This window comes from Dickeya zeae NCPPB 2538 (genome assembly GCF_000406165.1).
Taxonomy (GTDB): Bacteria; Pseudomonadota; Gammaproteobacteria; order Enterobacterales; family Enterobacteriaceae; genus Dickeya; species Dickeya zeae.
This window is the reverse complement of the sequence record NZ_CM001977.1, coordinates 990,397-1,004,864: the sequence shown is the minus strand read 5'-3', so window position 1 is coordinate 1,004,864 and position 14,468 is coordinate 990,397. Positions and strand designations below refer to the sequence as shown.

The 14,468-nt window shown below is 54.6% G+C and carries 11 protein-coding genes; 5 read left to right on the top strand and 6 right to left on the bottom strand.

The window, feature by feature from the left end:
* The first annotated feature begins 64 nt into the window (after positions 1–64).
* From DZE2538_RS04530 to mutS, 3 genes are all read left to right on the top strand, one after another.
* Positions 65–955 (top strand): oxidoreductase, encoded by an 891-nt coding sequence (locus tag DZE2538_RS04530; protein WP_038915705.1) that lies wholly within the window; start codon positions 65–67, stop codon positions 953–955.
* Between the two features lie 447 nt (positions 956–1,402).
* Entirely contained in the window at positions 1,403–3,088 is a 1,686-nt protein-coding gene (locus tag DZE2538_RS04525; RefSeq protein ID WP_038915704.1) for a methyl-accepting chemotaxis protein, read from the top strand.
* A gap of 379 nt (positions 3,089–3,467) precedes the next feature.
* A complete protein-coding gene (gene mutS / locus DZE2538_RS04520; protein ID WP_038915703.1) occupies positions 3,468–6,026 on the top strand; it encodes a DNA mismatch repair protein MutS in 2,559 nt (852 codons plus the stop codon).
* A 106-nt stretch (positions 6,027–6,132) separates the two neighbouring features.
* Here the strand turns inward: mutS and DZE2538_RS04515 are convergent, their stop codons facing one another.
* Entirely contained in the window at positions 6,133–6,735 is a 603-nt protein-coding gene (locus DZE2538_RS04515; protein WP_023639102.1) for a copper resistance protein NlpE N-terminal domain-containing protein, read from the bottom strand.
* A gap of 45 nt (positions 6,736–6,780) precedes the next feature.
* Complete coding sequence (locus DZE2538_RS04510) at positions 6,781–7,329, bottom strand: YaeQ family protein (RefSeq protein WP_019844303.1); 549 nt, start codon at positions 7,327–7,329, stop codon at positions 6,781–6,783.
* Positions 7,330–7,567: 238 nt separating this feature from the next.
* Here DZE2538_RS04510 and DZE2538_RS04505 point away from each other — a divergent pair, with 238 nt between their 5' ends.
* Positions 7,568–7,768: a YaeP family protein gene (locus tag DZE2538_RS04505; protein ID WP_012883680.1), complete on the top strand. Its 201-nt coding sequence runs from the start codon at positions 7,568–7,570 to the stop codon at positions 7,766–7,768.
* Positions 7,755–8,015 (top strand): Rho-binding antiterminator, encoded by a 261-nt coding sequence (gene rof / locus DZE2538_RS04500; protein WP_012883679.1) that lies wholly within the window; start codon positions 7,755–7,757, stop codon positions 8,013–8,015. The genes DZE2538_RS04505 and rof overlap by 14 nt, the downstream gene beginning before the upstream one ends.
* A 48-nt stretch (positions 8,016–8,063) precedes the next feature.
* Here rof and tilS read toward each other — a convergent pair whose 3' ends face one another.
* The 4 genes from tilS to dnaE form a co-directional block, all read right to left on the bottom strand.
* On the bottom strand, positions 8,064–9,407 hold the full coding sequence (tilS, locus tag DZE2538_RS04495; protein ID WP_038915702.1) for a tRNA lysidine(34) synthetase TilS: 1,344 nt from the start codon (positions 9,405–9,407) through the stop codon (positions 8,064–8,066).
* A complete protein-coding gene (locus DZE2538_RS04490) occupies positions 9,397–9,786 on the bottom strand; it encodes a VOC family protein (RefSeq protein WP_038915701.1) in 390 nt (129 codons plus the stop codon). The genes tilS and DZE2538_RS04490 overlap by 11 nt, the downstream gene beginning before the upstream one ends.
* Positions 9,787–9,980: 194 nt before the next feature.
* Positions 9,981–10,940, bottom strand: coding sequence for an acetyl-CoA carboxylase carboxyl transferase subunit alpha (accA, locus tag DZE2538_RS04485; RefSeq protein ID WP_038915700.1), 960 nt, complete (start codon positions 10,938–10,940; stop codon positions 9,981–9,983).
* 12 nt (positions 10,941–10,952) lie between these two features.
* Positions 10,953–14,435, bottom strand: coding sequence for a DNA polymerase III subunit alpha (gene dnaE / locus DZE2538_RS04480; protein WP_019844307.1), 3,483 nt, complete (start codon positions 14,433–14,435; stop codon positions 10,953–10,955).
* Positions 14,436–14,468: the final 33 nt, after the last annotated feature.

Here is a 14,468-nt window from a genome sequence, read left to right as displayed (position 1 = left end):
CAATTGCGCTCGACGATGACTACCGGCACACTGGTGATGAATTAGTCAAATCCGGAGAGACAAGATGCCAGACCATCCTTCAATTGCGCTTATTGGCCCCGGTGCTATCGGCACCACTATCGCGGCGCTACTGCATGACGTTAACCGTACGCCAGTCCTTTGCGGGCGCACCGCGCATCCTCAGTTAGTTCTGCGCCACGATGACGGTGAAGTGGTGGTGCCGGGCCCGGTACTGAGCAACCCTGCGACGATCAATCATCCATTCGATTTGGTGTTTCTGGCGGTGAAAACGACCCAGGTGGCTGACTGCACCGACTGGCTGGCGACACTGTGCGATGAAAATACCGTCGTGTGTGCACTGCAAAATGGCGTCGAGCAGAAAACCCAACTGACTCCTTTGGTCAACGGCGCACAGGTACTGCCATCAGTCGTCTGGTTCCCGGCACAACGCGAGCCAGATGCCTCTGTCTGGCTGCGCGCCAAACCACGTCTGACACTGCCGGATGTGCCTCAGGCACAACGAGTCGTTGATGCGCTCAACGGCACACGCTGCGCAGTGGAATTGTCATCGGACTTTACCTCGGTAGCCTGGCGCAAACTGCTGCAAAATGCCGTCGGCGGCCTGATGGTTCTGGCGAATCGCCGTGCCGGGATGTTTTCACGTGACGATATTACTGAGCTGGCGCTGTCCTATCTGCGTGAATGTCTGGCGGTCGCACGTGCGCAAGGCGCGGTACTTGACGATAGCGTTCCTCAGGAGATCGTTGATGTTTTCCATCATGCTCCTGCGGATTTAAGCACCTCAATCCTCGCCGACCGCCAGGCTAATCGCCCGCTGGAGTGGGATATCCGCAACGGCGTGATCCAGCGCTACGGTCACCTACATGGTATTCCCACCCCCATCAGCGATGTACTGGTCCCTTTGTTGGCAGCAGCAAGCGAGGGGCCGGGTTGACGGCAGGCAGACCACGTATACGGACGTACCCAGCTCAGCCTATTTCAGGGCAAGGCCAAAGTCATTAGCAGACATTACTGATTCTGGGCTGCATTAATCGATGGGAAGCAAATCGATATAACCAGCCCACGGTAGTGGACTGGAATCTTTCTGACAACAACCCTCTGACAAAAATATTGTTTTACAAAAATAAAATCCTCAACCAAGCAGATCATCCCCCTTAAAAATAACCTGAAATGACCGATTATCATGGCTGTTGCCCAGAGCAATATATGCCAGAACGATTACAATTATTTTAGGAATTCATGAGCCGCATTCAGGAATGACGAGCAGGATGATGAGTCTGCTATTTGACCATGTGTGCTTAGTCAGCCACGAACCTCTCGCTGGCAACGAATTCGGGTGCAGAAAAACTCTCTGCCAGGACGCTACTCAGAGGATGTCCCCATGAAATCGATAAGATCCATCCTGCTTTTTTTGCTGCTTGTCGGTCTAGGATCTGTATTAACGCAAGGTGCTGTCAATTGGTGGTCAGGGCAGCAGATGCTCAAGCAGGCCAACAAAATCTTCACTGCCAAAGACATCACTGCGGATATCCTGCCACCGCCGCTATACCTGATTGAGGCCCGGCTGACGTTATCGCAAGGGCTTGATGGCTCGCTATCACCGGGCGAAGCGACAAAAACGTTCGACAAACTGGCCCAGGACTATACAACCCGCGTGGACTATTGGCGCAAGACGCCGACCTTCGGTATTGAGCAATACCTTTTGGGAGAACAACATGATGCCGCGCTGAAATTCCTTGAGGCCGCACGCCGTGACGTACTGCAACCGCTGGCCGCCGGCAATAACGCAGCCGCGCGCGCGGGACTGGCTGGCGTACACAAGCTCTATGAAGCGCATCGCACCGCGGTGGACAAGACGGTGGAGGTTTCCAACGCTTTCGCTGATAAAAATTTAGCGGCCTTTGATGCCATCGAAGCATCAAACGCCAGAACAAGCATGGGCGTACTCATCGGTGCGCTATGCGTGTGTTTAGCCCTTTACATCGGTGCACGCCGTCGTCTGCACACCGCAGTCGCCTCACCGTTATTGAATGCCTGCGAAACTGCACAGAAGATTGCGGGGGGTGACCTGACCTGCCACATCCACGTACATGGCCGCGACGAAGCCCGGCAGATGCTCAACGCGTTGGCAGAAATGAAGGATAGTCTGCTGAGTATCGTCTCTATGGTGCGTACCAGTTCCGACGCGATTTTCACCGATTCGATGCTGATATCCACAGGCAACGTTGATCTGAGCAAACGCACGGAAGAGCAGGCTTCCAGCTTGCAGCAGACTACAGCTTCAATGATGGAGATTCGCTCTGCGGTACAAAAGAATGCGGAAACAGCTGAGCAGGCCACCATGCTGGTGTCATCAACCCGTGATACGGTGCAACAAGGTGGCGACGTGATGCATCAGGTAATATCAACCATGCAAGACATCACTACCAGCGCCCAGCAAATCACGGAGATCATCGCTATCATCGACGGCATCGCCTTCCAGACTAATATCCTGGCCCTGAACGCTGCGGTTGAAGCGGCTCGCGCCGGTGAACAAGGACGCGGTTTCGCCGTTGTTGCGGGCGAAGTTCGCTCACTGGCCCAACGCAGTGCAGAAGCTGCTAAGGAAATCAAAAAACTGATCAGTTCCAGTATGGAAAAAGTCGAAAACGGCTCGCATCTGGTTGAAAGCGCTGGCGCATCAATGGACAGCATCGTTTCACAAGTACGCACAGTCTCGGACTTCATCACAGAGATCAGTTCCACGGCAAAAGAACAGGTCTCCGCCATCAGCCAAATCACCGATGCCGTAGGGCAGCTCGACCGCGTGACACAACAAAACGCATCGCTGGTCGAAAAAGGTGCAACAACGGCGAAAAACCTCACCCACCAGTCGCAATTGCTTGCCGGGTTGGTGGGACGATTCCAACTGGAAAACACGACAACGCTGGCCAATACCGAACATGGATACCTGACAGTCGTGGATCAGGCAACGCCTCTGTTGACGTCCAGCCAGAGCTCTTCAAGGGGAAGAAACGCTACACGCAAACACTCAGAACCTGCGGCCGAACATTGGTCAACATTTTGATACAGACGCCACTGAGACGGCATCACGTTCAGAACGTCATATTTGATCATTGAGGTATAGCTGGCAACAATGGGAGAAGTGTTGCCAGCTATGCAGTCCAGGCCTCGATTTGCATCGATAACCACGTCACCGCCATCACCAAACGCGATTGTTTCGAGCACGCTCGAAGAATGCGGCGTCCCCTCTTGTTTTCCTGCCTCGAAGACTCCGTTATCATGCAGCCTGCATACGAATGAAAGCCACGCAGGTCGGCTATGTGCCCAATCACCGGGTGATAACCAAACCGGCCAGCAGTACAACACAGGATTTCATGCGCGCTAATGAGCATCGCCGGTATCATTAACGCATTAAAATTTAAGAAGATGGACATCACAACGCGATGAGTACACCAGAGAGTTTAGACGCCCACACCCCCATGATGCAGCAGTATCTGAAGTTGAAAGCCCAGCATCCCGATATTTTGCTGTTTTACCGTATGGGCGACTTCTATGAGCTGTTTTATGACGATGCCAAACGCGCGTCACAATTGCTGGATATCTCGCTCACCAAACGTGGCGCGTCAGCGGGTGAGCCGATTCCAATGGCCGGTGTCCCTCATCACGCGGTAGAAAACTATCTGGCCCGGCTGGTGCAGTTAGGCGAATCCGTAGCCATTTGCGAACAAATTGGCGACCCGGCGACCAGCAAAGGGCCGGTAGAACGTAAAGTGGTGCGTATCGTTACCCCCGGCACCATCAGTGACGAAGCGCTTTTACAGGAAAAACAAGATAACCTGCTGGCCGCTATTTGGCAGGAAAACCGGGGATTTGGTTACGCCACGCTGGATATCAGCTCCGGTCGTTTTCGTCTGGTAGAACCGGTTGATAAGGAAACCATGGCGGCTGAGTTGCAGCGCACCAACCCGGCGGAACTGCTCTATCCGGAAACGTTTGAAGCGATGTCCCTGATTGAACACCGCCACGGGCTGCGTCGCCGTCCGTTGTGGGAATTCGAGCTTGATACCGCACGCCAGCAGCTCAACCTGCAATTTGGCACCCGTGACCTGACCGGTTTTGGCGTAGAGCAAGCCCGACTGGGCCTGCGTGCTGCGGGTTGTCTGTTGCAGTACGCCAAAGATACCCAGCGCACATCGCTGCCGCATATCCGTGGCATCACCATGGAACGCCAGCAGGACGGCATTATTATGGATGCGGCAACCCGCCGTAATCTGGAGCTGACGCAGAACCTGTCTGGTGGGGTCGACAACACACTGGCCTCCGTTCTCGACTGTACCGTGACCGCGATGGGCAGCCGTATGCTTAAGCGTTGGTTGCATGCCCCTATTCGCGATACTCAGGCGTTGCTGCAACGTCAACAGGCTATCGGCGCGCTGCAGGATACCGCCGCCGAACTGCAACCGTTTCTGCGGCAGGTCGGCGACCTGGAACGTATTTTGGCGCGTCTGGCGTTACGCTCCGCACGCCCGCGTGACTTAGCCAGAATGCGCCATGCGTTTCAGCAACTACCGGATATCCATGCCCTGCTGGAAACCGTCAACGCCGAAGCCGTACAGCAGCTGCGCGCCTATGTCGGCCATTTCGATGAACTGCGCGATCTGCTGGAGCGCGCCGTGGTAGAAACACCGCCGGTGTTGGTGCGCGACGGTGGGGTTATTGCCAGCGGCTACAACGACGAGCTGGATGAATGGCGCATGCTGGCTGACGGCGCCAGCGATTATCTGGATAAACTGGAGATCCGTGAACGTGAGCGGCTCGGTATTGATACGCTGAAAGTCGGCTTTAACGGTGTACACGGTTATTACATTCAGGTCAGCCGTGGGCAAAGCCACCTGGTACCGATGAACTATGTCCGCCGCCAGACGCTCAAGAACGCCGAGCGTTACATCATTCCCGAGTTGAAAGAATACGAAGATAAGGTACTCACCTCAAAAGGCAAGGCGCTGGCGCTGGAAAAAGCGCTGTATGAAGAGCTGTTCGACCTGTTATTGCCGCATCTGGCGGAACTCCAGCAAAGTGCGGCAGCACTGGCGGAACTGGATGTGCTGAGCAATCTGGCCGAGCGTGCCGACACACTGAATTACGTCTGTCCGACCCTGAGTGACAAACCGGGGGTCAGAATCAGCGGCGGCCGTCACCCCGTCGTCGAGCGGGTACTGAGCGAGCCGTTTATTGCCAACCCCTTGTCACTGTCACCCCAGCGTCGACTGCTCATCATCACCGGCCCCAATATGGGCGGGAAAAGCACTTACATGCGCCAGGCGGCGTTAATTGTCTTACTGGCACATATTGGCAGTTACGTCCCGGCCGAACAGGCCGTCATTGGCCCGGTTGACCGTATCTTTACCCGCGTTGGTGCTGCTGACGACCTCGCGTCTGGCCGATCCACCTTTATGGTGGAAATGACGGAAACCGCCAATATTCTGCATAACGCCACCGAACACAGCCTGGTTCTGATGGATGAAATCGGGCGCGGCACTTCCACCTATGATGGTTTGTCGCTGGCCTGGGCTTGTGCCGAAGCGCTGGCAAACAACATCAAAGCCATGACGTTGTTCGCCACCCACTACTTCGAGCTGACCAACCTGCCGGAGAAAATGGAAGGGGTGATCAATATCCATCTTGACGCACTGGAGCACGGCGACACGATAGCCTTTATGCACAGCGTACAGGAAGGGGCGGCCAGCAAGAGTTATGGACTGGCAGTGGCCGCACTGGCTGGCGTCCCCAAAGAGGTCATCAAACGGGCCAGACAAAAGCTGAAAGAACTGGAGTCACTGGCTGGTCATGCCTCCGCCAGCCATGTTGATGGCTCGCAACTGGCGCTACTCACGCCGGAAGAGCCGTCACCAGCGCTGGAAGCGCTGGAGTCTATCGACCCCGATGCGCTGACGCCGCGACAGGCGCTGGACTGGTTATATAAATTAAAAGGCATGCTGTAACGGTAACACACCGAGCGGAGAACTGTGCGACTCGGGTTCTCCGCTCACGCAAGCCGACTCATTCGGCTCACGTCGTTGTTTAAAAAATAAAATTAAAACAATGAGATTAAGACGATGAAACAGGATAAGCGATCACACGGGAGTGGGAGTAATAGCTCACGCGGATAGCTGCTACCCCTTGCGTGGTCGTCACCGAAAGCACATACCCATACGGCTGTTTCGTTATAGGACGCTCTGCCACGGTAGTCCCCGCCCTCGTGTCGACATTCGAAAGCCAGCTAATGCAGTCGGGTGCGGCCAACTTTTCCTGCTTATCTACCGCCAAAAGCCGGTAACGCGCAGCCGTCGCCAGCGGATGACCATCATCACCCAACACTTCCAGATCATTGTTCGATGGGCGGAAATAGCGCTTCTCACCATGACTATCGGTCAACACCAGGCGCTCGGCAGTGCGACTCCAGCGACCGGACTCTGCAACCGTCGTCTTACCATCAGCCCCGGATGGATAGCTCTCCTGCATAACAAAACTGCCATCCGCACTCAAAAAAAGCGATGTGTCCGCCTCGCCGCAGGTACCACAAGGCAGCTTACCGCGATAATACTGCGCCATCGGGCGTAGCGGCTCATCCTGAACCTGAGAACGGGAATGACATCCCATCAGCCCCGATAACAAAACAACAAGCATCACCCCTGTCGCCAGTTTTTTCATCCTTATTCTCCTGCTGTGTTGTGCTGGCATGCCGTCAGATCATCCCTAACCTTGTGCAATTTGCCAGTCACTGAACGACAATTCCAGATTATTCTGATCGTCGGACAGCCAAATAGTTCCCTCCTGCAACGTCGCTTGTAACGTCATGGTGCGTCTGGCTAACGCGGCCAGGCTCGCCAGTTGCTGATCATCCAAAAAACGTACCGTCAGGTTAGTCAGGGCTCGCGCTTTATCGGCCATGCTTTGCCACCACACCCGGGCAGCACGCTCACCGTAAGCATAGAGCACCACGTCAGGCGACAGACTGCAGGCTTTTTTCAGACGCTTCTCGTCCGGCAACCCTAGTTCAATCCATAACATCAATTGACCGTCGTCGCTGTGTCGCCAGATTTCTGGTTCGTCATCCGCGCACAATCCTTTAGTAAAACGCAGTTGCTCATCAGCATGACAGATCCATGCCAACAGTCGCAGCATCATGCGTTGGTCGGTTTCCGAAGGGTGCTGAGCCAGCGTCAGGCTGACATCCTGGAAAAACGCGCGATCCATATCGGCGATGTTAACACTGGCTTTATAAACCGTTGCTTTTAAGGCCATTCTCTACCCCTTGTCACAGAACCGGTAGTCTACCCCAGCAGCGACCGACATCACAGTCGCGCGCGTCAAACCGGTGGTAACGGCAGAATATGCTGTTGCATTATGCTGATAACCTGCCGGGGCCTATGCTATAGTCGGAAAGAAGAGGAGAGTTTATCTTCGTAGAATTACATTGCAGTCGCGATAACAACGAAGGGTGCATGAATCTCTACCGGGTTAAGCTCTAAGGGAGGATATTGTGCAACAATACAGTGAATTAGTACGCCGTCTGTACGCGGAGATCGCCAGTGGTGATCTGGGGTATATACCCGACGCGCTGGGTTGTGTGTTGAAAACCCTGGATGGCATCGCGACAAACAGCGAGTTACCATCCTCTGTCAGGGAACAGGCGGCCTATGCCGCCGCTAACTTATTGGTGAGCGATTATGTCAATGAGTAATGAATATCAACCCATTAATTGTGATGACTACGATAACCTGGAAGCCACCTGCCAGCAGCATTTGACGTTAACGGTAGAACTGCGTAACGGCGAAGTCGTGGTGGGTAAAGCCAGCGATATGATCTCTCGAAAGAACATCGAATATCTGGTGATTGATGACGCGGGCCAACAACGCGAACTCCGTCTCGACCATATCCTCAGCTTCAGTCACCCAGAGATTGGAAAAGTTGTCGTCAGTGAACCCTGACCCCCTTCCTCGCAACACGAACGGACAACCTTAGGTTGTCCGTTTTCATTACGCTTTGCACCAGTCGATAAACCATTCGCCATCAATAAACAGCTTGCCGTCATCCGGCATTGCCTGCCCATCACGCGTCACGAACCGCCCCACCGCGGCAATCAACTGCTCGTTGTAAAATATCAGCGGTGTACGATCGCGCAACCACGGCGGTACACCCAGCTCCTGCCACAACTTCTTTATCGGACGGCCGTGCTCGCGCCCAACTATCTGTACATAGCCCTGAAAACCAAAACGTACCGTCACACTTTCATCGCGACGCGGCTGCCGCACCCGGGTCCCTGATGTCGAGAGCGTCAGTTGCCCGAGACCATCCGGTAGGGATAACGGCGCGACGGTCGGTTGCCACGGCAACACATAATCGGTTACCGGCCGCATTATCGGCAGCCAATAAAGATAACGACGAAATCGTCTGACCTGCCATGGGCCAAGTTGTAACTGCGGGTTGGCATCATCACGGCTGAGTGCCACCTCGTGCCATAATCGCATCAATTGCTCGCGGGACGGCATACGCGCCCCCTGCTCAGACAGCCAGCGACGCAGCAACGCAAATCGCCGGGTCGCGCTCATGGGGATCAGAGCATCCACACTTAATGCGCCATCGGCATTACGCAACGTTGCCAGCGACTCCGCCAGCAATTCATCCAACAGTTGTTCCTGCTCGGCACATAATGCCGCACTGCGCGCTACGGCAGAGGGGAAATGGGGCCAGCGCTGCCTGAGCACCGGCAGCACTTGCCGACGCAGAAAATTACGGTCGTAACGCTCATCGGCATTACTGTCGTCCTCCACCCAAACCAACTGCTGCGACCTGGCATACCCCTCCAGTTGCTCACGACTGATTCCCAACAGCGGTCGCAACAACGACACACCGTTCAGGGTGGCGCTTGCCGCCATCGACGCTAATCCCGCCGGGCCGCTGCCGCGTTTAAGCGCCAGCAGAAAGGTCTCGCTCTGATCATCCTGATGCTGGGCTGTCAGCAGCGTTTCCCCTTCACACAGATGTTGATGCAAAACCTGATAACGCGCCGTTCGGGCCGCCGCTTCAATACCGCCATCTCGTGCATCCACCTTCACAGCCAGCACATCAAACGGCACCTGCCAGTTAATACACTGAGTACGACAATGCTCGGCCCACGCATCAGCATTCACACTCAAACCGTGATGCACGTACACCGCCCGTAACGACAGGGCGTGAGGCAAACGCAGGCGTATCATCACATGTAGCAGCACAGTGGAGTCCAGACCGCCACTGTAAGCCACCAGATAACGGCCGCCGGTAGCGAGCTGTTCGCCAACGGTGGCCAACAGTGTGGAGGAAATATCGGTCTCAGCGTTCATACAATTCGAGCGGTAACCCATCAGGATCAGCGAAAAACGTAAACCGACGCCCGGTATACTCGTCCGTCCGTACCGGCTCGCAATCTACGCCTGCAACGTGCAATGCAATTACCGCCTGTTCGATATCGTCAACCGCAAACGCCAGATGGCGCAGCCCGCAGGCTTCCGGTCGGCTAACCCGTACAGGAGGTGAGGGAAATGAAAACAGTTCGATCAGGTAGCAGTCATTGAGCGCCAGATCCCCTTTCCAGGAATCACGGGCTGCCCGGTAAACTTCTTGTTGCAGCGTAAAACCGAGCACATCGCAATAAAAACGCTTACTACGCTCATAATCCGAGGCAATAATCGCGATATGGTGAATATCCAGCAGTGTCAGCATAAGGTTGGTTCTCCGAAAAGGCGTACCACCACGCTTGTCGATACGATGCCATGAAACAAGGGGAAAGGGTCTAATCAGGTAATTCGAGCAATCACCTTAATGGAAATCAGGCATCGCCTAAAACCGTTACTAACATAACAAAAAGTCCGCGATCGTTCCCAATCGCGGACTTTTCTGGCGTCAAATGAGCTAAATCAGCAGTAGCCGTAGTTCATCAAACGCTGGTAACGACGGTTCAACAGTTCCTGTTCGCTCAGTGTATCCAGTTCTTTTAAGTCAGACAGTAACTGAGACTTCAGAGACGCCGCCATCGCAACCACATCGCGATGAGCAGAGCCCAGCGGTTCCGGGATAACGGAATCAATCAGCTTCAGCTCTTTCAGGCGCGGTGCGGTAATGCCCATGGCTTCTGCTGCCAACGGCGCTTTATCGGCGCTCTTCCACAGGATCGACGCACAGCCTTCCGGCGAAATCACCGAATAGGTACTGTATTGCAGCATGTTAACTTTATCGCCAACACCGATGGCCAGTGCACCGCCGGAGCCACCTTCCCCGATAACAGTACACACGATCGGCACACGCAGACCAGACATTTCACGCAGGTTGCGGGCAATCGCTTCAGACTGACCGCGTTCTTCCGCGCCCACGCCCGGATAGGCGCCAGGGGTGTCGATAAAGGTGATGATCGGCATTTTAAAGCGCTCGGCCATCTCCATCAGACGCAGTGCTTTACGGTAGCCTTCCGGAGCCGGCATACCGAAATTGCGGCGAATTTTTTCTTTGGTTTCGCGGCCTTTCTGATGACCAATAATCATCACTGGCCGATCATCGAGACGGGCAATCCCGCCGACGATCGCTTTGTCATCGGCATAAGCGCGATCACCTGCCAACTCATCAAAGTCGGAGAAAATATGCTGAACGTAGTCCAGGGTATAAGGACGCTGCGGATGGCGAGCCAGTTGGGCAATCTGCCAGGCACCCAGATCGGCGAAGATTTTACGCGTCAGTTCTACGCTCTTTTCACGCAGACGCTTTACTTCCTCGTCCAGGTTAATATCCAATTTTTCATCTTGGCGACTGACTGCGGTCAGGGAATCAATCTTCGCTTCCAACTCTGCAATCGGCTGCTCAAAATCAAGAAAATTCAGACTCATAGTATTCCTATTTTAGTCAAATTCCAGCTCAACCTGTTCATTACCAACCAGGGTGCGTAAATCATTCAGCAACACGTCGGTAGGCGTCACACGCCATGCGGCACCAAAACGTAGCCGGGCGCGCGCATCCTGACGCTGGTAGTAAAGATGCACCGGAATCGTCCCCGATCGATGGGGTTCCAACGACTGACGAAGACGGTTTAACAACTGGTCATCAATTTGCCTGTCAGTCAGCGAGATAGCAAGCCCACGCGCATATTTTTCACGCGCTTCGCTGATATCCATTAACTCTCTGACTGTCATTTTAAGTCCACCGCTGAAGTCATCAAAGCTGACCTGTCCGCTGGCTATCAAAATGCGATCCTGTTCCAGCAGGTGCTGATATTTTTCCAGCGCATCGGTAAACAACATAACTTCCAGACGACCGGAACGATCATCCAGCGTGCAGACCCCAATGCGGTTACCCCGCTTGGTCACCATCACCCGGGCGGCAAGCACCAGCCCAACGGCAGTGGTCATTTTTCCCCGCTCCGTGGGATGCATGTCTTTCAAACGCACGCCCCCGGCGTAACGTTCGATTTCCTTCAGATACTGGTTGATGGGGTGGCCGGTCAGATATAACCCCAGCGTTTCCCTTTCCCCATCCAGCACCACCTGTTCTGGCCACGGCGGCACGGTACTGTAGGATTGCTCTACCTGTTCGGGGGTTTCCGCCAGTACGCCGAACATATCCGCCTGACCGATAGCCTCCGCCTTCGCATGCTGATCGGCGGATTTCATGGCATCTGCCAGCGAATTCATCAGCGCCGCCCGATGGGGACCAAGACGGTCAAACGCGCCGGACATAATCAGCTTTTCCAATACTCGTCGGTTCAGCTTCTTAATATCCGTACGAGCGCACAGATCAAATAAATCGCGGAAATAACCGCCATTGTTGCGCGCATCGATAATCGCTTCGATCGGCCCTTCGCCCACCCCTTTGATGGCGCCGATGCCATAGACAATCTCGCCGTCATCATTAACGTGGAAATGGTACAGCCCACTGTTAATGTCTGGCGGCAGGATCTTCAATCCCATACGCCAGCATTCATCCACCAGCCCGACTATCTTATCGGTGTTGTCCATATCAGCGGTCATCACCGCCGCCATGAACTCTGCCGGGTAGTGCGCCTTCAGCCATAGCGTCTGGTACGATACCAGCGCGTAAGCAGCCGAATGCGATTTGTTAAACCCGTAACCGGCGAACTTTTCCACCAAATCGAAGATCTTCATCGACAGTTCACCGTCGACGCCCATCTTCTCAGCACCCTCTTTGAATACCGAGCGCTGTTTGGCCATCTCTTCAGGTTTTTTCTTACCCATCGCACGGCGCAACATATCCGCACCACCGAGGGTATACCCCGCCAGTACCTGGGCAATCTGCATCACTTGTTCCTGATACAGAATAATACCATAGGTCGGTTCCAGCACGGGTTTCAGCGTTTCATGCTGCCACTGGATATCCGGGTAGGAGATTTCTTCACGCCCGTGTTTACGGTCGATGAAGTTATCCACCATCCCCGACTGCAGCGGCCCCGGACGGAACAGCGCCACCAGCGCTATCATGTCTTCAAAACAGTCCGGCTTGAGACGCTTGATCAGGTCTTTCATGCCGCGCGATTCAAGCTGGAATACCGCTGTGGTTTCCGAACGCTGCAGCATATCGAAACTTTTCTTGTCGTCCAGCGGAATGGCGGCGATATCGACCGGTTCCAGTCCTTGTTTTTCACGCCGGGCGTTGATCATCTCCAGCGCCCAGTTAATGATGGTCAACGTGCGTAAGCCGAGGAAGTCGAACTTCACCAGACCGGCGTATTCTACGTCGCTCTTATCAAACTGGGTAACCGGGTGATTGCCTTCCTGATCGCAATAAAGCGGCGCAAAATCGGTGATTTTGGTCGGCGAAATCACCACCCCACCGGCGTGTTTACCAGCGTTACGGGTCACCCCTTCCAGCTTGCGCGCCATATCGATCAGCGCTTTGACTTCCTCATCCGCCTCGTAGATCTCACCTAATTGCGGCTCGGCCGCAAAGGCTTTCTCCAGCGTCATCCCCGGATCAGGCGGCACCAGCTTGGAAATTCTGTCGACAAAACCATACGGATGCCCCAACACGCGGCCCACATCGCGGATTACCGCCTTGGCCGCCATGGTACCGAAGGTGATGATTTGCGACACCGCATCACGGCCATACATATCCGCGACGTGGTCTATCACCAGATCGCGTTTTTCCATGCAAAAGTCGACGTCGAAGTCAGGCATCGACACACGTTCCGGGTTGAGGAAACGTTCGAACAGCAGGTCAAACTCCAGCGGATCCAGATCGGTTATTTTCAGTGCATACGCCACCAACGAGCCTGCGCCGGAGCCTCGTCCCGGTCCTACCGGTACGTCGTTATCCTTTGACCACTGGATAAACTCCATCACAATCAGGAAGTAGCCGGGGAACCCCATCTGGTTGATGACGCCGAGTTCGATATCCAGACGTTCATCGTATTCCGGGCGGCGCTGAGCGCGTACGTCTTCATCCGGGAACAGAAACGCCAGTCGCTCTTCCAACCCTTTTTTGGCGCACATCACCAGATAATCTTCGGTCGACATGTCACCCGTCGGGAATTGCGGCAGGAAATACTCACCGAGCCGGATAGTCACGTTACAGCGTTTGGCGATCTCTACCGTATTAATCAGCGCCTCAGGGATGTCGGCAAACAGCTCGCACATCTCGTCTTCGCTACGCATGTACTGCTGCGGGCTGTAATTGCGGGGGCGCTTAGGGTCATCCAGCGTAAAGCCGTCATGAATCGCTACGCGGATTTCATGTGCATCAAAATCATCCTGGCTGATAAAGCAGACGTCGTTAGTCGCAACGACCGGCAGGCCATGCGCGGTCGCCAGTTTTATTGCCGCATGCAGGTAGCTTTCTTCATCCGGTCGACCGGTACGCGTCAGTTCGAGGTAAAAACGCTGAGGAAAATGTTGCTGATAAAACGCGACGCACTGCTCCACCAGCACCTGATTACCGCGCAACAAAAATTTGCCGATATCACCATGACGCCCACCGGACAGCAGCAGTATCCCGGCCTGATGTTCCACCAGCCATTCACGGTCAATAGTCGGGCCATCAGCGCCATACCCGCGTTGATAAGCCCGCGAAATCAGCAACGTCAGGTTCTGATAACCTTCGTTATTCATCGCCAGAACGGTGAGATGCGCCAGTTCATCACCTAACTCTTCGCTCTGCAGATAAAAATCTGCCCCGATGATCGGCTTGATACCGGCGCTATGCGCGCCACCATAGAACTTCACCAGCCCACACAGGTTGGTAAAGTCGGTGATAGCCAGCGCTGGCATCCCCAGCGCAGCGGCTTTTTTTACCAACGGGCCGGTCTTTGCCAGCCCATCGATCATGGAATAGTCACTGTGAACACGCAGGTGAACAAAACGTGGTTCGGCCATTTCCGGATCCCATAATCTTTTCAGTAACTCGCC